Origin of the sequence: Snodgrassella sp. ESL0304 (genome assembly GCF_013344995.1) — a bacterium.
In the GTDB taxonomy this organism is placed as follows: domain Bacteria; phylum Pseudomonadota; class Gammaproteobacteria; order Burkholderiales; family Neisseriaceae; genus Snodgrassella; species Snodgrassella alvi.
The window spans coordinates 39972-58212 of the sequence record NZ_JAAEDR010000016.1; the positions used below are offsets into that span (position 1 = coordinate 39972).

16 protein-coding genes are annotated in these 18241 nt (G+C 42.6%); 9 read left to right on the forward strand and 7 right to left on the reverse strand.

The annotated features are described in order from the left end of the window. Positions 1-299 precede the first annotated feature (299 nt). From GYX91_RS09290 to GYX91_RS09300, 3 genes are all read left to right on the forward strand, one after another. Positions 300-542 carry a FeoA family protein gene (locus GYX91_RS09290; protein WP_051506485.1) on the forward strand — a complete coding sequence of 81 codons (243 nt, stop codon included), beginning with the start codon at positions 300-302 and terminating at the stop codon, positions 540-542. Then, complete coding sequence (gene feoB, locus GYX91_RS09295) at positions 539-2863, forward strand: Fe(2+) transporter permease subunit FeoB (protein ID WP_174830665.1); 2325 nt, start codon at positions 539-541, stop codon at positions 2861-2863. The genes GYX91_RS09290 and feoB overlap by 4 nt, the downstream gene beginning before the upstream one ends. A gap of 144 nt (positions 2864-3007) precedes the next feature. Further along, positions 3008-3280, forward strand: a complete 273-nt coding sequence (locus tag GYX91_RS09300; protein ID WP_174830666.1) for a FeoC-like transcriptional regulator — start codon at positions 3008-3010, stop codon at positions 3278-3280. 173 nt (positions 3281-3453) lie between these two features. Here GYX91_RS09300 and GYX91_RS09305 read toward each other — a convergent pair whose 3' ends face one another. Further along, positions 3454-3624 carry a hypothetical protein gene (locus GYX91_RS09305; protein ID WP_172397542.1) on the reverse strand — a complete coding sequence of 57 codons (171 nt, stop codon included), beginning with the start codon at positions 3622-3624 and terminating at the stop codon, positions 3454-3456. A 92-nt stretch (positions 3625-3716) separates the two neighbouring features. On the opposite strand from GYX91_RS09305, the gene glmS reads away from it, so the two are divergent. Both glmS and GYX91_RS09315 read left to right on the forward strand, forming a co-directional pair. Continuing rightward, positions 3717-5558, forward strand: a complete 1842-nt coding sequence (gene glmS / locus GYX91_RS09310; RefSeq protein WP_084550106.1) for a glutamine--fructose-6-phosphate transaminase (isomerizing) — start codon at positions 3717-3719, stop codon at positions 5556-5558. A 425-nt stretch (positions 5559-5983) separates the two neighbouring features. Next, positions 5984-7489: a glucosyltransferase domain-containing protein gene (locus GYX91_RS09315; protein WP_084550111.1), complete on the forward strand. Its 1506-nt coding sequence runs from the start codon at positions 5984-5986 to the stop codon at positions 7487-7489. 54 nt (positions 7490-7543) lie between these two features. On the opposite strand, the gene GYX91_RS09320 is transcribed toward GYX91_RS09315, so the two are convergent. Then, a complete protein-coding gene (locus GYX91_RS09320; protein WP_084550113.1) occupies positions 7544-8626 on the reverse strand; it encodes an ADP-ribosylglycohydrolase family protein in 1083 nt (360 codons plus the stop codon). Positions 8627-9073: 447 nt separating this feature from the next. Continuing rightward, a complete protein-coding gene (locus GYX91_RS09325; RefSeq protein ID WP_144363173.1) occupies positions 9074-9712 on the reverse strand; it encodes a hypothetical protein in 639 nt (212 codons plus the stop codon). A 362-nt stretch (positions 9713-10074) separates the two neighbouring features. On the opposite strand from GYX91_RS09325, the gene hutW reads away from it, so the two are divergent. The 3 genes from hutW to GYX91_RS09340 are packed head-to-tail and all read left to right on the forward strand — an operon-like array spanning position 10075 to position 12656. Next, complete coding sequence (gene hutW / locus GYX91_RS09330) at positions 10075-11457, forward strand: heme anaerobic degradation radical SAM methyltransferase ChuW/HutW (protein ID WP_084549903.1); 1383 nt, start codon at positions 10075-10077, stop codon at positions 11455-11457. A gap of 40 nt (positions 11458-11497) precedes the next feature. Continuing rightward, positions 11498-12001 carry a heme utilization cystosolic carrier protein HutX gene (gene hutX, locus GYX91_RS09335; RefSeq protein WP_096766241.1) on the forward strand — a complete coding sequence of 168 codons (504 nt, stop codon included), beginning with the start codon at positions 11498-11500 and terminating at the stop codon, positions 11999-12001. A gap of 10 nt (positions 12002-12011) precedes the next feature. Then, positions 12012-12656 carry an NAD(P)H-binding protein gene (locus tag GYX91_RS09340; RefSeq protein ID WP_084547273.1) on the forward strand — a complete coding sequence of 215 codons (645 nt, stop codon included), beginning with the start codon at positions 12012-12014 and terminating at the stop codon, positions 12654-12656. Positions 12657-12775: 119 nt separating this feature from the next. On the opposite strand, the gene GYX91_RS09345 is transcribed toward GYX91_RS09340, so the two are convergent. The 3 genes from GYX91_RS09345 to GYX91_RS09355 form a co-directional block, all read right to left on the reverse strand. After that, complete coding sequence (locus tag GYX91_RS09345) at positions 12776-13114, reverse strand: zinc ribbon domain-containing protein YjdM (RefSeq protein ID WP_078474983.1); 339 nt, start codon at positions 13112-13114, stop codon at positions 12776-12778. Positions 13115-13234: 120 nt separating this feature from the next. Continuing rightward, on the reverse strand, positions 13235-14017 hold the full coding sequence (gene yaaA / locus GYX91_RS09350; protein WP_174830667.1) for a peroxide stress protein YaaA: 783 nt from the start codon (positions 14015-14017) through the stop codon (positions 13235-13237). Between the two features lie 332 nt (positions 14018-14349). Further along, positions 14350-15741, reverse strand: coding sequence for an NAD-dependent succinate-semialdehyde dehydrogenase (locus tag GYX91_RS09355; RefSeq protein ID WP_025331533.1), 1392 nt, complete (start codon positions 15739-15741; stop codon positions 14350-14352). A gap of 486 nt (positions 15742-16227) precedes the next feature. Here GYX91_RS09355 and GYX91_RS09360 point away from each other — a divergent pair, with 486 nt between their 5' ends. Continuing rightward, positions 16228-16779, forward strand: coding sequence for a flavodoxin family protein (locus GYX91_RS09360; RefSeq protein ID WP_025331534.1), 552 nt, complete (start codon positions 16228-16230; stop codon positions 16777-16779). A 102-nt stretch (positions 16780-16881) separates the two neighbouring features. Here GYX91_RS09360 and GYX91_RS09365 read toward each other — a convergent pair whose 3' ends face one another. Continuing rightward, on the reverse strand, positions 16882-17859 hold the full coding sequence (locus GYX91_RS09365) for a TerC family protein (RefSeq protein WP_084552827.1): 978 nt from the start codon (positions 17857-17859) through the stop codon (positions 16882-16884). Positions 17860-18241: the final 382 nt, after the last annotated feature.

Below are 18241 nucleotides of genomic sequence, written 5' to 3' on the forward strand. Positions count from 1 at the left end.
TCTGCCTGCCGGGCTGATTATCTTATTCACTAATCTTTCCTGCCTTTACATCTGTTTCACCAAACCCGCCATACTTTAATCAAAAGCATTACATATCTGCGTTTAAAAAATACACAAACTAATTATAATTCGCAAAATAATCACTTTATTCACTATATTCTTCACAAAAGAACTAAACAAAGCATTTTCTCTTAGCCATTCATACAAGCAAATTAACAGGCAAAAGTAATATCATGTACAATAAAAATGATTCCCAATAATAACAAAGACACCTTACCTACTACTGAAGGTCAACCGCAGTGCCAATACTTACTCTTGATCAACTACCGTTTGGTCAGCCGGCAGTTATAACCCGACTGTTGCCCGAATCTCTGCCTTTTCGCCGGCGTCTGTTAGCCATGGGCATTACCCCCGGCAGCCACGTTACCGTAATCCGTACAGCACCATTAGGCGATCCACTGGAAATCAAAACCCGCGGATTTTACCTATGCCTGCGGCGCAGTGAAGCACAAGCCATCGGCGTAGTTGAGGCAACACAATGAAAATAGCATTAATCGGCAATCCCAATAGCGGCAAAAGTACGCTTTTCAATGCGCTTACCGGTTCACGCCAGCAGGTCGGCAACTGGCCTGGGGTAACTGTAGAACGCAAAACCGGTAGTATCCAGATAAACCAGCAACAGGTAGAAATCATCGACCTGCCCGGTACCTATGCCATAGAAAATCTCGACATAGCTGCTTCTCAGGATGAAATGATTGCGCGTGAGTTTGTTCTCAATGAACCAGACAGCCTGATAATCAACATTATCGACGCCACTAATCTGCAACGCAGTCTGTACCTGACTTTCCAGTTGCTCGATCTCAAACGGCCGATGCTGGTCGTTCTCAACATGATCGATGCCTTGCATAACATAGGGGAAAATATCAACATCAGCACACTAAGCAAACAGCTTGGCTGTCCGGTTATCCCCATTTCCGCTGCACGAAAAACCGGAATACCGCAACTTAAACAGGCAATTGCACAGGCCATCACCACCCCTGTAGCAGCCCATCCCGAGCTGGATACTCTTGGTAGCAAACAAAGCACCATTATCCGCAACTATCTGGCTCAGCTTCCGGCCGATAGTGCCGTACACCAGCTCGACCAGTGGGCGCTGATCGAATTATTACTTAAACAGAACCCCGTTTCTCTTACTGAAACCGAAAAACATATCCTGCAACAATGCCGTGATGCCTTGTCTGACTGGTGTAACCATGAAATCGACGTTGCCCTTGCCAGCGCCCGTTATGACGCCATCGATAAGCTAAGCCGCTCTGCAATTGAAAAGCCGCGTGAAGCAAATCTGTCCTTATCCGATAAAATTGACCGTATTACCCTGGGCCGCTATACCGGCATCCCGTTTTTTCTGTTCGTCATGTACCTGATGTTTATGGTAGCGGTTAAATTCGGCTCTGTATTTATCGATTTCTTCGACATCCTCTTTGGCACCATATTTGTCGATGGCTTCTCCGCCCTGCTCACCAAACTCGGCTCTCCCGAGTGGCTGATTGCTATTCTGGCCAACGGAATCGGTAGTGGTATTCAAACAGTGGCCACATTCATTCCGGTTATTGCAGCCATGTTTCTGTGCCTGTCATTTCTCGAAGATTCCGGCTATCTGGCGCGTGCCGCAATGGTAGTCGATCGCGGCATGCGTGCCATTGGCCTGCCGGGCAAAGCCTTTGTTCCTATGCTGGTCGGCTTCGGCTGTGGTGTACCTGCCATTATGGGTACCCGCACACTGGACTGTGCCCGTGACCGTCTCATGTCTATCAGCATGATACCTTTTATGTCCTGTGGTGCCAGACTGCCGGTTTACACCCTGTTTGCTGTTTTGTTTTTTCCTGAAAACGCCTCAACCGTGGTTTTTATCCTTTATCTGCTCGGTATCGGTGTTGCCATTCTTACCGGTATTATTCTCAAGCACACCCTGCTGCCCGGCGACATTACCCCTTTTATTATGGAAATGCCCGCTTATCGTTTGCCTACATTGCGCGGCATGCTTTACCTGACATGGTCACGTCTGAAAGGATTCATTTTCCGTGCCGGACAGGCCATCGTACTCATGGTAACCATTCTCAGCCTGCTTAACTCACTGGGTAGCGACGGCTCATTCGGCCACAATGACAGCAGCCAGTCTGTACTGTCGGTTGCCAGTCAGAAAATTACCCCGGTATTCACGCCTATGGGTATCAATGAACAAAACTGGCCGGCTACGGTAGGTATATTTACCGGTATCTTTGCCAAAGAAGCCGTCATTGCCACCCTCAACTCCCTGTACTCTATGAAAGCGGAAGAGGATGGCGGCGAAGAAACCTTTAACTTTCAGGCCGGTGTCATCAAAGCCCTGAACACCATACCAGCCAACTTAAACGAACTGGCCGGTTCCTTTCTCGATCCTCTGGGCTTTAGTGCGCTGAATCAGAGTGCTGACAGTGTACAGCAGGATATGGACATGACCGGACGCACAGTAACCAAACTGGAAACCTCCTTCGGCAGTAGTGCCGCCGCAATGGCCTATCTCATATTCATCCTGCTATATACACCGTGTGCGGCTGCGCTAGGTACCATTTACCGCGAAGCCGGCGGACGCTGGATGCTGTTTGTAGCCGGCTGGACATTCTTTACCGGCTGGAGCTGTGCCACCATTTACTACCAGTACCACCAGCTTAGTCACAGTACCAGCGCCGCATACTGGATTGGCGGAGTAGCCTGTCTGTTTATTCTTGTTGTTTGCAGCATGAAATTTATCGGCAGCCGGCGTCAGACTTGCCAGATAACCATGAAAAACTGCCCGCACAGCAAAAGTAGCTGCTGTCACTGAGTAATCAGGCATTTTTACTAATTACCAAAACTTATTTACCTGAACAGATAGTGATATTTGCAAAATCATCACTATCTGTTTGTATTCAGTTATTCAGACAGCAGGAACAAACCATCAGCCAACCCAGATAAAGGACTACCGGATATGCTTATCACTGCCATTCGTGACTACCTTATCACTATCGGACAAGCCAGCCTGCAGGATTTGTCCCGCCATTTTCAGGTACAGGAAAGTGCCATGGAGCAGATGCTTAACTTTTGGCTCAGAAAAGGGATCATCCGCCAGATAGGTCCTTACCAGCCTTCCTGTCAGCAAAGTAAATGCAGCGACTGCTTTATTTGTCCTGAAGGTGCCAGAAAAATTTATCAGGCCGTCACCGGCACGGACAGAACCATTCCGATTACCCGCTTAGCCTGAACCAGCAAAAATTTTAAATCTGACTTACCTGGATGCAGAACTGTCTTTTCAGGTGAAAACACATTAACAATTTGCCGGCATAAATCAATACCACCAACATATCCCTAAACCAGATACTTAATGACACTCACAGAACAAATGAATAAAATATCTGATATATAAAGATAATTTATCTACCCAACATCATCCTGAAAACCATTAGCATAAACATATCTGTCTGTTTGTACAGCAGGCTGTAAACAAAGTTTACTGTACAAATCCGCCGTTTCCATTACAATCTTCATTTCAAATAAAACTGAAACAGCATCATCAGGCAGACGATACACAAAAACTGGAATCAACACGGCATAACCCGCAAACCGCAATAGCCGCATTCCAGCCAGGTAAAAAAACCGTAATTGCATTGCAACCCATGCCTGTTGAAAAAGGATAAACCATGTGTGGCATAGTTGGCGCCATTCGCGCACAGAATAACGTAGTAGAATTTCTTACCAGCGGCTTGGAACGGCTGGAATACCGCGGATATGACTCTTCCGGCATCGCCGTATGGACACCGGACGGTATTGAGCGCGTACGCCGTGTCGGCCGCGTTAAATTTATGGAAGAAGCCGCTCAGGCTGCCGGACTCAAAGGCAGACTGGGCATTGGTCACACCCGCTGGGCAACACACGGTGGTGTTACTGAACCCAATGCTCATCCGCACATTTCTAACAATATGATTGCCATTGTTCATAATGGCATTATCGAAAACTTTGAAAGTGAGCGCAGCCGGCTACAGGCACTGGGTTACGAATTCACATCCCAAACTGATACCGAAGTCATTGCTCACAGCATCCATTACGAATACACCCACACCAGCACCGGCAACCTGTTTCAGGCGGTACAAACTGCCTGCAAACGTTTTCAGGGTGCCTATGCCATCGGCGTGATTGCCAGAGACAATCCCGATAAACTTGTAGCTGCGCGTATGGGCTGTCCGCTGTTAGTGGCACTGGGTGAAAATGAAAGCTTTATCGCTTCCGATGTTTCCGCCGTTATTGCTTATACCCGTCGTGTTGTCTTCCTCGAAGATGGCGACCTTGTTCAGCTATCCACACAAGGCATTGATATTCTGCTCGACAAACACAATCAGCCGGCAGAACGTGAAATCAAAATGTCTGAACTGTCCTTAGCTTCGCTCGAACTGGGGTTGTACAGCCATTTCATGCAAAAAGAAATTCACGAACAGCCCAAAGCCATCACCGACACCGCCGAAGTATTTCTGGTAGGCGGCTTTGAGCCGGAAAACTTTGGCGCCAGTGCTGCCGGCATCTTTAAGCGAATCCGTAACATTAAAATTCTTGCCTGCGGTACCTCCTACTACTCCGCACTCACTGCACGTTACTGGCTGGAAGCCATTGCGCAAATACCGACAGACGTCGAAATTGCCAGTGAATACCGCTACCGCAAAGTTATTGCCGATCCGGAACAGCTGGTCATCACGATTTCTCAGTCCGGTGAAACACTTGATACCATGGAAGCACTTAAATATGCCCAGTCACTGGGCATGCAGCACAGCCTTTCTATTTGCAATGTAATGGAATCGGCTCTGCCGCGCGAAAGTGAACTGGTACTGTATACCCGCGCCGGTGCCGAAATCGGTGTAGCCTCTACCAAAGCCTTTACGACTCAGCTTGTGGCATTGTTCGGACTGGCGGTAACACTGGGCAAAATGCGCGGACTGGTTACCCCTGAAGAAGAAGAGCAATATACCAATGAGCTGCGCCTGCTTCCCGGCAGCGTGCAGCATGTACTTAATCTCGAACCGCAAATTGCCGGCTGGGCAAATCAGTTTGCCGCTAAAAATAACGTACTGTTTCTAGGCCGCGGCATTCATTACCCCATCGCCCTTGAAGGCGCTCTGAAACTTAAAGAGATTACCTATATTCATGCCGAAGCTTATCCGGCCGGTGAGCTTAAGCACGGCCCGCTGGCACTGGTAGATCAGAATATGCCTGTAGTGGTAATTGCGCCTAATGACAGCCTGCTCGAGAAAGTCAAAGCCAATATGCAGGAAGTAGCCGCACGCGGCGGCGAGCTCTTTGTATTCACCGATCTGGACAGCGAATTCAGCGCCGATGAAGGCGTACACGTTATCCGTACCCCGCGCCATATGGGCGTACTTTCCCCGATTGTACACACCATACCGGTACAGCTACTGGCCTACCACACCGCACTGGCCCGCGGCACTGATGTAGATAAACCAAGAAATCTGGCGAAATCGGTGACTGTAGAATAAATAGCTTGTGAACGCTTTTTAATTCTTAAACGCCCTGTTGAAGAACAACAGGGCGTTTAATTTTCCTTAAATTAAAATATATTAAAATAAAACCTGAGCCACTTAATATCCTAATTAATCTGCATTTTCATTGAATAATCAGCGTTTTTATTACATATAATTATTTAAAATCTAATACCAGCTTTATTTATTATATTTTTAGCATAAAACCTCAAATCAACTTTATATTTTGTTTTTTACTTTAAAAATAGTTTTTATTAGCTTCAATCTGCTTATATAGAGTAACTGATTAAATCAAATTGAATTATAATTTCTCCATAGAAAAGAAAGCTCCGGTTTATTCAAGATTCTATGTCAGCGACAAATATTCCGGAGAAATATAGATTATTAAACAACAAGCTTTACCTTAATAAGGGTGACATTGAATGCAAATTTTTCAGCCAGACCAGAATAATAAAAACCAGATTGCCGTATTTTCTTTTTTGTCCGCATTGATTATCTATATTTTTATTTTCGGCTTTGAGCTTACTCATTTTTCTTTGTCTATAGATGAAGAATTCAATAACAACATTTTGCATACTGTCGCAATTGGCAGATGGGGGCATGCCTTATTGAAAGCCAGTATTTATCCAGAACCTTTTATCCCCTTTTTCACTGAAATTCTGACGTTTATTTTATTGGCCGCTTCGTGCACGGTAATTGTCAAAATATTTTGTTTAAATCTGAATCAATCGCTTTTCTTTACTGTTTTATATGCCTCATCTGTACAGTTTGCCTATCAGTTACAGTTTCTGAACCAGTGTGACACACTGGCCACAGCAATATTACTGTCATCTGTTGCCGTATACTTGATTGTCAGAAAAAATTCCTTTCTGCATACCGTAATTTTTCCGGCCTTTCTGATCTGTTATTCAATAGCTATTTATCAATCATTAATCTTTCTCCCGTACTCATTACTAATCGCATATTTATTAATCGATGAGGTCAGAGGTACAGAAAATACCCGGCATTTAAAACTGATAACTGCTTTATGTATTTCATCAGTTATCGGATTAATACTGTATTTTGTACTGGGAAAATTAATCCTGAATTATTATCATCTGCAGTCTGAATCTTATTTAAGCGATCTTGTCACCTGGTTTAATGAATCCCCCAGACAAAGCTTACACAAGATTAGACGTTCTATAGAGCGTTATTTCACTTTAAAAGCTCCATATGGATTAAATACTTTTTTAATTGCGTTTGTATTTTTAATTTTGCCACTCCTACATCCGTTAAAAAGAAAAGCCAGATATGGGTTTTATGTACTTTTAAGTATTCTGACTTTATTCTGTATGAATATTATTGTCGGCAAAGGGTTACCACCCAGAACGATGACCAGTTTTGCCGTATTCTTTGCCTCTGCAGGATTGATTGGTTTTATTATTATTCGAAAAAATAAATATTTATGGGCGGTGGCCGCTTTTTCATTTTTATATGGTATAGCCTGTTCCAGTAACCTATTTTATACAGACTATATTGCCTACAATAAAGATTATCGGCTGGCTTCATTTATTGCCAGTGATATCACCAAAGAAATAAAAGTATCTCCGGATACCCCTGTCAAAGTATATTTCTTTGGTGCGATGGATATTAAACGCGTAAACAGACCAAATAATTCAGATATGTTTGGTGCTTCATTTCTTAACTGGGATAGTGGTAATTCCGCAAGAATATCTGCATTTATGAATAAAGCCGAAATTGCCACTATCATTCCCGCATCCTATGATGATATTAAATCTGATTTAAATACCGTCCATGCCGCACCTGTGTGGCCGCAGAAAGGCAGTATTTTCCGGATAAAGGATGTGGTAGTAGTAAAACTCGGACAAAGCGTAGGTTATTGCCCGAACGGCGTTAAGGAAAATACGATACCGAAACAATGTTTATAAAATCATCGGTCTGTTTTTATCTGTTTAATGGTTCAGCATTAAAGTATTTATTGCCTAATACGGCGGTAACAGCCGTCTGAAACCATGCAACATGATTATGCAGAAAAAAAGTATATTTCTGCATAATAAGAAAACATATGGTGGCTGTTTCAGACTGATAATCTGTTTCGGATGATGTTTTCTGTCAGCGAGTGCCACCGAGAGTTTGCGCAGATAGTCCACACTCATTGGCCATTCTTTCACACCTTGCAGCCATTGTTCCGGAATACCTGCTTCGCCCGCATAAATACCGGCAAGAGCGCCGGCAATGGCTGCCGTGGTATCAGTATCGCCGCCCGCTTGTATTAATGCACTGACGGTTTGTTCGTAATCACCATAATAGCGCAGCCATGCATAGATAACAGCAGGCACAGTATTGTTAATATAGCCAGTAATTCCTTTTTTTTCCAGTTTCAGCGCCAGCAGATATTCATGCAATTGAGCCTGCTGCTTAAGTTTCTGCTGAGCCAGTTGCAAGTGACTGATAAGCTGCTCTCCGCTTAGCGCAGGCATAATCTCAGCAAAGAAACTGTCAGCAGACACCTCAGACTGCTGCCGGCTGGCATAGCCGGCAGCCATGGCAATCACCCATGCGCCCTCTTCAGCACGCGGATCAGTATGAGTTATGATGGTAGCTGCATGAATGCATTCACGCATGATGTCCGGATTACCGGCAAAAAACCAGCCTATCACCGGTGCACGCATAGCCGCTCCGTTACCGGCAGAGTTATTACCGCTTTTAACCGGATTTATACCCAGACACAATTTCAGGCAGGCTTTTAAAGTAGCCATACCCAAACCGGCCGGCATAGTCAGAAACCATCGCCTCATGCCTCTGCCCAGCCGGCCACTAAAATCCTTCGGATTCAGCTTACAGCTCAGCAGACATTGTGCCACCATCGCTGCATGCTCAGTATCATCACTGCATAACCCTATTCTCCCCCATGGAGTGACAATCAGGTTGTGCTGAATTTTATCGCCAAACATACGTCTGGCTCGCTTAGGAGCAATACCCTCACGAGCCAGCCCTATTGCATCACCAACTGCGGTACCAATAAGCAATCCGGTAATCTGCCGGACAGACTGGGTTTGTTGCATAATTTATTTCCGGTGGATGAATAATAAATTTACAAATGTTAACTATACAGTATTTTCTTTATTAATTCCTGTTTTAACTGTTGAGATTATCAAATTTTTATTTATTTTCAGAATATTCAATAATAATGCTTAGCCATAAAGATAACCTGCTGCCAATTAAATATATAGTCAGAATACAGAGTTTATATAATTACCATTTAATAAATACAATTAATTCAAAAATCAGAACTTTAATCAATATTGATTTTTATAAATTCAGTTTTAAGCTTATAAGGCTTTAATTCAGAAAGATAAATTTATTCACACTTCCATCTGATTCAGCTGCATTCTTTTTACCCATAGATAACCGTTTGATGATAATAAATAATTTTTAGCAACAACTAAATTAGGATTTGCAAGAGAAACATTTATTTTAAATGTTTCTCTTGCCATTTAAGATTTATTTTATTAATCAGAAATACAAGCATCAATAGCAGAACAGTGAAGCCATTTTTTAATTTTCCTATTTTTTTCTGTTGTATATTCAATTTCATAAAAATCATTTTTATAATTTAATAATTCTACCTTATCCTCTCTAATTAAATATATTTTTGTTTTATTTTTTAAATTTGGAGAATCATATAGATAACTCTTATCCACTGTAAGCTTAAATCCATATTCTTCGGGCTGATATTGAGTTAAAAGGAAACGATTCATACAATCATTAATATCTGTTGAAGTATAAAATGTGTTGCAAAATTTTGAAGCATATTTCTCTGTTAATAGATTGAAATAAATATTATATTGTTTTTGCTCTGGAATTTTAGTGATGTATTTTTGTAATTTAATATTTACTGGTATTTTATTATGATATATCAATAAAATTAATTCATTAATAAAAGAATTTTGTTCGCTAATTAAACAGTCTGGATAACTGAATTTATCCTCCTGACCAAAGCGGTAAACATCAATATTATTACTTACCCACTCGCATTTTTTATTCACCTCACCTTCCCATTCCTTCTGAAAAATATCAATATTTTTTTTTAAAAGAATTTTAGATAATTTATCTATTATAGTTGAATTATGTTTTATAGTATTATCCATATCAATGAACATCCTCTCTATTGGACTAATAGAACTAAAAACATTGTTACTCATAAATATTAATATAATTAGTAGAATTTTCTTCATTACTATAATCCTTTTTCGAAAAATTTAGCTTCATCTTCTCTTCTTTTTACTAATCCATCTAATTTTTACCTTTAATCATTGATAGATGAATTCCAATACGCATAAAATAGTTTTTGTACAACTATTCTACAGAATAAACATTTCTATTGGCATATTCAAGTCTGTTGATATGTATCAATAAACAGGATATTGTTAAGTATACATGGTCATAAAACCATTGCCATATGATAATAATTATTATTTAATTCTTGCAGCTTTCAATTTATGTCTGTGTTATGAAATCATTGGATTTAAGCCGTTATTATGCTGCATGTTCTGGTTTACCGTTTCAGGATCGCCGGGCTGTGATGCCATTACGCGCAAGTATGCCACTGGCTGCGGAAGATATCGAAAAGCAATGGCAACAATTACAGCAAACCAAACTTACCGGCAATAAAAGGCTGATTTATATTCATATCCCCTTTTGTGATACTCACTGCCAGTTTTGTGGTTTTTACCAGAATCTGCTGCGCAAATTTGATACTGAAGCATATATTGATGCTTTACTAACCGAAATCACTCTGGAAATCAACAATCCGGCATTACAGTCTGCACCCATTCATGCGGTTTATTTCGGAGGTGGTACACCATCCGCTCTGCCTGCCGGTCAGCTAGCCCGGGTAATCAGCTTACTGAAACAGTCATTACCTCTTGCACCTGATTGTGAAATTACTATTGAAGGACGAATTTCTGATTTCGATGAGGCACGTACAGATAGTTATATAGAGGCAGGTGCAAACCGGTTTTCAATCGGTATTCAGACTTTCGATACCAATATTCGTCAGAAGCTCGGACGCTTATCCAAACGTGAACAGATTATAGAAACATTTGAACGAATTGCCGCTAAAGACAGTGTAGCACTGGTGTGCGATCTGATGTTTGGATTACCCGGGCAGACGCCTCAGAGCTGGCAGACAGATTTAGAACTTGCTGCCGGCCTGCCGCTAGATGGTGTGGATTTGTATGCTCTAAATCTGCTTTCTTCCACACCGCTGGCTAAGCGGGTGGAAAACAGCCAACTTGAATTACCTTCAGTAGCGGACAAATGTCATTTTTATTTACAGGGTGAAGCTTTTTTACGCCGGCAGGGCTGGATGCAGCTAAGTAACAGCCATTGGGCTAAAACCACACGTGAACGAAATTTATATAATCTGCTAATTAAGCAGGGTGCTGATTTCTTTGCATTTGGCTCCGGTGCCGGTGGCCGGCTGGGCGGTCAGTCATTTATGCTGCAACGCGATCTGGCTGAGTACTACACACGGCTGAAACAAGGCAAAAAACCATTGATGATGCTTACCGGCCAATCTTTACTAGGAGAATGGTTATATCAGCTTCAGGCCGGTATAGAACAGGGTCGGGTTGATTTAGCTGCACTGACAACACAGGCTCACTTATTGGATCCGTTACTGGAACAATGGCAGCAGGCGGGTTTACTCGTCAATGATGCACGCTGTCTGTTGCTAACCCCATCAGGCCGTTTCTGGTCGAGCAATCTGTTACAGGCTTTGCAGCAATTACTATTGTCTTTGAATAATCCGGAACATCTTGAGCGACAGGAAAAAATGATGCAGATGCGCCAAAGCGGAAAATCCGCGCCAGGGCATACCGCTGCTCCGTAATATCTCAGCGTCAAAACAGTTTTAATTTAAGGAAATAAAAATGACTGAACAGTCTGCAAGTAATAATCTTAAACTTTTCATGCAAAGTAACCCGGAAGGTACGCTGGAACAGATTGCCCGGCAATATCAGACTAGTTTAACAGCAGTAATTGAAGCCATGCCTGATGCAGTGCTGACAGACGGAAGTCAATTTGATACTGTATGGCAGGAAGTGCTTACATGGGGTGAAATTACTTTTCTGGTTCACACTCCGGATATTATTGCTGAATTTTCCGGTGAACTGCCAGCTGGAAAATATGGTGCCGGTTATTTTAATTTGCAGCATAAGCAAGCATTCGGCGGGCATATCCGGGCAGAAAACTGTGCACATATCGCTTTTGTTGAGCGCAGTTTTATGCATATGGCTACTGCGGGAATTATTTTTCTGAACCGTCAGGGTGAAGCTATGTTTAAAATTTTTGTCGGACGTGATGAACAAAGACAATTAAAAGCACAGCAATTAGATAAATTCAGAATTCTGGCTCAACGTTTCCGTCCGGACTAAGGAAAAACTGATGAAAACGCTATTATTGTTCGGGGTGAGCCCTAAAAAAGGCACCGGCTATCAGGTATTACAGCTGGCATTACAGCAATCATCTGAATGGCGCTGCGCGGCACTGGTACGCGATGCCGCTTTTGCCGCTGAATTAAACCGGCAGGGTGTGCAGACTGTGGTTGGTGATGCTACCGATGAATCCAGTGTCAAAGAAATATGCCGGCTTGCCGGCACCAATACCATAATTGTCTCTACTCTGGGCGGATCAGCTGGCGCACATTATCTGGCTCAGCGCCTGATTATTGATACAGCTGAACAAGCTGGTATCTCCCGGATGCTGCTGGTTACCTCTCTGGGCTGCGGCGACTCATGGCATACTATGTCTGAACGCGCAAAAACTGCTTTCGGGCATGCTGTACGGGAAAAATCTCTGGCAGAGGTATGGCTGCAAACCAGTAAGCTGAATTATGAAATTCTGCGTCCGGGCGGTTTGTCTAATGGTGACGTTACTGGCACAGGTAAATGTTTTTATCAGCAGGAGGTACATGGTTTTATTCATCGTACTGAACTGGCTAATGTCATTATGCAAAGAATCAGTGCCAGTGTTCTGGACAACCGCATCTATGCAGTCGTTGACCCGGGGTTAACTTCCGACAATAATTAGAGCATATTGGCGCCTGCATGTGGATAACTTAGTTATCCACAGATCAAAACCCGCCCTGTCTGCAATTAAAAATTGGCAGACAGGGCGGGTTTTGTGTACGTACCTCTTTAAAGAAAATATCAGGCCTTTTTCACAAAGCACGCTTTAAGCATGATTTTCATGCCGTCAATTTTGCAATCAATTTCATGATCGCCTTCAACCAGACGAATACCTTTAGCTTTTGCACCTTTTTTCAGAACAGTGCTGCTACCTTTAAGCTTAAGGTCTTTAATCAGAATAACGTCGTCACCATTCGACAACGGATTACCGTTACTGTCTTTAACATCAAGCTCTTGTGATGAGCCAGTATTGCTGGCAGCATCCCATTCGTGTCCGCATTCCAGACAGACAGTAAAGCTACCATCAAAATAATTCTGTTCACTGGCACATTGCGGGCAGATTGGGGTTGATTCAGACATGGTTACACCTTTGCGATGGTAAAAGCGGCGATTGTACCTAATTTTGCTACAACTACCACATTTTTATGTACTTGCTCTGCTTTTTTTGCAACTTTTGTACAGCTATACTGAATAATATGCCTAATTACGGTATTGCTGAGCTGTTTTTTCTGAACGTTTGAATACCAGTTCATCCTCACTTGATTCATGTGCAGCAAACTGGTAACCATGCTCATTAAATTCATGCAGCATTTTAAGTGAGTGCAGTTTATTGCGTACAATAAAGCGAGTCATCAATCCCATGGCTTCTTTCGCATAAGCATTAACATTCATGTATTTACCCGCTTTTTCATCCAGAAAAACCGGTTTAATTACCTGTGCTTTAAGTTTATCCTTATCTATTACTTTGAAATAATTATCAAAAGCTAAATCAATGATGGTTTCAGTTTCGATTTGATTCAAATGGCTGGTCAGGGTTTCATGCCAGAAATGATACAAATTAATACCTTCAGGATTCTCCAGACGTACATTCATGCTCAGGCGGTAGGGCTGGATTAAATCCAGCGGACGCAATATGCCGTACAAACCGGAAAGAATACATACAGCGGTTTGCATATAATCCAGTTCATGCAAGGATAAATCACTAACTTTCAGGCTGGTGTAAATATCACCACTATAGGCAAAAATCGCCTGTAAAGCATTATCAGGGGTAAATGGCGTATGCCAGTCCTGAAAACGCTGCTGATTAAGCTCAGCCAGATGCGGGCTGATGTGCATCAATTCCTCCAGCTGTTTCACACTTAGCTGACGGCAATAATGTACTAACTGTTCGCTCTGTTTGAGAAACTGTGGCTGAGTATACTTTTCACTCAGGCGCGGATTAGCAAAATCCTGACTGGTGGGTGCAGCGATAATGGTTAACATACGGCCTCCTGTTCAATCACTGGTACACATTTATGCTCATCATGGTGAAATAAAATATTATTATCAATCAGATAATGCATAAAAACTCGACATCACCACTTTACCTGAGAAAATATTGTCAGCAGAACACAATAGCCGGAATTTAGCATAATGCTACATATATATTACATTTCAGTAACGTATATGTCTCTCCAGGTAAACACTTTACAGAACCGAAAAACAGATTGCTAACCACAATGGAGAAAATAAAGAAAAAAATTAATTTACTGACAGCCGAAAATAAAAAAACAGGGCTGCACACTGTCAGCCCTGTTTTGCTTTATTTGCTCTGCTTAGAATTCACCGTCAATATCGGCAATACTTACCAGCTTAGCATTAACAAATTCTTTTAAGCCCAGATCCAGTAATTCACGTCCGAATCCGGAACGTTTCACACCACCGAAAGGTAAGTCAGCTTTTACCATGGTTGGATGATTAATAAATACCATACCAGTATCAATCTGCTGAGCCAGCTGTGCACCGCGTTCTTCGTCAGCAGTAAAGATAGATCCGCCCAATCCGTACGGGCTATCGTTAGCAATCTCGATAGCGTGTGCTGCATCTTTAGCACGGTAAATTGAAGAAACCGGACCAAAGAATTCCCAGTGACGTGCCGGATTATCCGGTTGAATATTGGTCAGAATAACCGGCCGGAAGAAACAGCCCTGAGCAGGCATGTCTAGCGGGATTTCCTCAGCGTGCGCACCGAGCTTAACTGCTTCATCCAGCTGCTGCTGTAAACCAGTAACGGCTGAGCGTGAAGACAGCGGAGCCAGTGTTGTGGCTGCATCCATCGGATCACCCATGCGCAATTGCTGCACACCCTGACGATACAAACTCAGGAAACGATCGTATACACCATCTTCTACAATAATACGCTTGGCACTGACACATACCTGACCGGCATTCCAGTGACGTCCGAAAACAGCCCATTTAGCTGCTTTTTCGATATCTGCGTCATTGAGTACGATGAACGCATCTGCACCACCCAGTTCGAGGGTACATTTTTTCACTGCGGCTCCGGCCTGAGCGGCAACAATGGCACCGGCACTTTCAGAGCCAGTCAGCGCTACACCGCGTACACGCGGATCTGCAATGATTTTGGCCAGTTGAGCATGAGTTGGATAGAGATTCTGGAAAGCACCGGCCATTAAACCGGCCTGAAGGAACATCGCCTCCATTTTCGCTGCACACTGAGGTACATTAGAAGCATGTTTCAGCACAATCACATTACCGGCAGCCAGTTGCGGGGCTGCAATACGTGCTATCTGGTAATAAGGGAAATTCCATGGCTCAACAGCCAGAATAATACCCTGCGGAGCAAATTCAATACGGGCACGATTACCTTTATTGGATGTAACCGGTAACACTTCCGGCTGAAGCTGCCGTTCAGCATTAACTGCATAATATTCAAGAATCTGTGCTGACAGTTCCGTTTCTGCTTTAGCTTCACTAAACAGTTTACCCATTTCCAGCGTGAGTAAACTGGCATATTCTTCAATATTAGCCCGCAGAATATCCGCAGCGTTTTGCAGAATACGCGCACGCTGGGCAAATGTAGTAGTTTTCCACTGATGGAAAGCGGCATCAGCATGATTTAATGCTGCTTCCAGCTCAATATCGGTAGTATCAGAAAATGCCTTTACCTGTTGCTCGGTATAAGGATTGGTACTAGCGTACGCCATATAATTACCTCTCATGAGTAAAAGTTACACCACGGTTACTGCCCTGTTGGCTATTTTTGGTGTGCCGCCGGTACGGGCAGGTTCTGAAACAATTACAGTGTTTACTATGAAGAAATGGTTGTGTGCCTGATGTGTGCTGCCGCTGTTAATTATCTTTTGTAAGCCTGATACAGGCTACCGGCAACATTAATTTTCCTGTCTGTTATCACTCTAGCATGATTATGTATTAATTGAGTTTAACAATAATTTACCACAACAGCAAGCGTACCGTAAACTAACAAATTCCAGCATGCTGTCTTAGTGCATTAGTGTATTAGTGTATTAGCTAAATACCATAGCAACTGGTATGTGTAAGGATAATAATGCATCACTCAATAATTTCTTCGCAGGCAATAATCGAAATTTTTGTTTCCTGAAACTCTCTTGCAGTAGCAGCACAGCACGCATAAACTGTTTTAACATTTAATCATTCATAAGGATGTACAAATGAGTAAACTGGCAATAGTGGTTTTTTCCGGTTACGGCCATACTCGTAAAATAGCTGAAGCAGCCGCTGCAGATACCGATGCAGTACTGGTTGAAATTGATGCTAATGGTGATCTGGACAATGATCAGTGGCAACAGCTTCACGACGCCAAAGGAATTATTTTTGCCGCACCTACTTATATGGGCAATGTACCCTGGCAATTCAAAAAATTTGCTGATGCCACTTCAGGACTGTGGGCAGAGCGCGCATGGCAAAATAAAGTATTTGGCGGATTTACCAATAGTGCCAGCTTTAACGGTGACAAACAGGTTACGCTTCTCTGGATGCAGACACTGGCCGCACAGCACGGCGGTATCTGGGTAAGTCTGGGACTGTTACCGGCCAATAACAAAGAAGCAGACCGTAATGATATTAATGTACTCGGAGGCTCTGGAGGAGCGCTGATACAAACACCGGCAGATGCCAGCGTAGATGAAATTCCGCGCGGCGATATTGAAACCGTTAAAATCTACGTAGCACGGGTAAGCGAAATCATCAATAAATTAGCTTAATCGTTTTTAAGCTAATTTCGAATTTCAGCCCGTTATCTGTTTTTGCCGGTTAATGGCAGTAACAGATAACAGGCTGTTTAAATAAATATCACCTATTATTAATTAAGCTGATGGTTGTTGTCTGGTTTTCCACCATGAAGCAAGTATAGCAATCATTAAAGCACTAAACACGACAGTCAGTGAAGCAAAAGAAGGAATATGCCACCATTTGGCCACCAGCATTTTGCCGCCAATAAAAGTTAAAACCACAGCCAGCCCGTATTTGAGATAGATAAATTTTTCTACTACATTGGCGAGTAAAAAATACATCGCACGCAGCCCCAGTACCGCAAAGATATTGGAAGTAAAAACAATAAACGGGTCAGTGGTGACGGCAAATACTGCCGGAATACTGTCAACAGCAAAAACAACATCACTTAATTCAATCACAATCAAAGTAAGCAGCAAAGGAGTTGCCATACGCTGACCGTTTTCAACGGTAAAGAATTTTTCCCGGTTTAACTGCCCGCTAACACGCATATACCGGTGCAGCCAGCCTATCAGCGGATTATCAGCCAGACCTTTATCTTCCGCCTTTTCAGGCAGCATCAGCTTAATCCCGCTATAAAGCAGAAATATACCAAACAGATACAATACCCATTCAAAACGGCTGACCAGTACTGCACCCAGAGCCACCATAATGGCGCGTAGTACAATAGCGCCCAGTACACCGTAAAGCAAAACACGATGCTGGTACTCAGCCGGCACTTTGAAATAACCGAATATCAGAATAAATACAAAGATATTATCGACTGAGAGTGATTTTTCCAAAACATAACCTGTCAGAAAATCCATCACCGAATCTGCTGCTATAGCCGGACCGGCGGCAGGATTATGTGCCAGCTCAAAATACAGCCAGGCAGCAAATCCGAGAGAGACAGTAATCCAGACTGTTGTCCATAGTAGAGCTTCTTTGGTACTAACCCGATGCACTCCCTCTTTTTTCAATGTAAGCATATCAATTGCAATCATCACAATGACAATCACGATAAATACGCCATAGAATAAAGGTGTACCGACAGAATTCAGCTGTAGCTGCATAAGTTTTTCCTGCTAAATATTTTTATCATAAAAAATCTGGTAACCATACCAGTTATCAGAATCAGCAGTCAGGTAAATGGCTTTATACCGGCTGCTATTCGAACAATAGCATATTCGGCAGAAAAGATAATCCCCCTGCTGATAATTGTTTTAAGCAGATTCTGCATTCCGCCTCTGCCAGGAATTAAGAGAAGATATTCAGAATTATTTTTAGCGGAATAGATAATCTATGCCGTACATGATTTTCTGATAGCTAAATATAATAATTCAGTCTGGTTATAAGATTACAAAGCCAGCTTCACTATTTTTCATATCCGGATATAAATTAGTCTGCTGGCAATTTATGTTTTTTGATTTTCGCAACCGGCCTGTTTTCCGGAAC

What these genes read in the sequence shown, in the direction of transcription:
- GYX91_RS09345 (WP_078474983.1), bottom strand. Translation starts at nt 13,114, where the DNA reads ATGTCTGAATCAACCCCAATCTGCCCGCAATGTGCCAGTGAACAGAAT.
- GYX91_RS09355 (WP_025331533.1), bottom strand. Translation starts at nt 15,741, where the DNA reads ATGGCGTACGCTAGTACCAATCCTTATACCGAGCAACAGGTAAAGGCA.
- hutW (WP_084549903.1), top strand. Translation starts at nt 10,075, where the DNA reads ATGAAATCATTGGATTTAAGCCGTTATTATGCTGCATGTTCTGGTTTA.
- GYX91_RS09300 (WP_174830666.1), top strand. Translation starts at nt 3,008, where the DNA reads ATGCTTATCACTGCCATTCGTGACTACCTTATCACTATCGGACAAGCC.
- GYX91_RS09315 (WP_084550111.1), top strand. Translation starts at nt 5,984, where the DNA reads ATGCAAATTTTTCAGCCAGACCAGAATAATAAAAACCAGATTGCCGTA.
- hutX (WP_096766241.1), top strand. Translation starts at nt 11,498, where the DNA reads ATGACTGAACAGTCTGCAAGTAATAATCTTAAACTTTTCATGCAAAGT.
- yaaA (WP_174830667.1), bottom strand. Translation starts at nt 14,017, where the DNA reads ATGTTAACCATTATCGCTGCACCCACCAGTCAGGATTTTGCTAATCCG.
- feoB (WP_174830665.1), top strand. Translation starts at nt 539, where the DNA reads ATGAAAATAGCATTAATCGGCAATCCCAATAGCGGCAAAAGTACGCTT.
- GYX91_RS09325 (WP_144363173.1), bottom strand. Translation starts at nt 9,712, where the DNA reads ATGGATAATACTATAAAACATAATTCAACTATAATAGATAAATTATCT.
- GYX91_RS09360 (WP_025331534.1), top strand. Translation starts at nt 16,228, where the DNA reads ATGAGTAAACTGGCAATAGTGGTTTTTTCCGGTTACGGCCATACTCGT.
- GYX91_RS09320 (WP_084550113.1), bottom strand. Translation starts at nt 8,626, where the DNA reads ATGCAACAAACCCAGTCTGTCCGGCAGATTACCGGATTGCTTATTGGT.
- GYX91_RS09365 (WP_084552827.1), bottom strand. Translation starts at nt 17,859, where the DNA reads ATGCAGCTACAGCTGAATTCTGTCGGTACACCTTTATTCTATGGCGTA.
- GYX91_RS09340 (WP_084547273.1), top strand. Translation starts at nt 12,012, where the DNA reads ATGAAAACGCTATTATTGTTCGGGGTGAGCCCTAAAAAAGGCACCGGC.
- glmS (WP_084550106.1), top strand. Translation starts at nt 3,717, where the DNA reads ATGTGTGGCATAGTTGGCGCCATTCGCGCACAGAATAACGTAGTAGAA.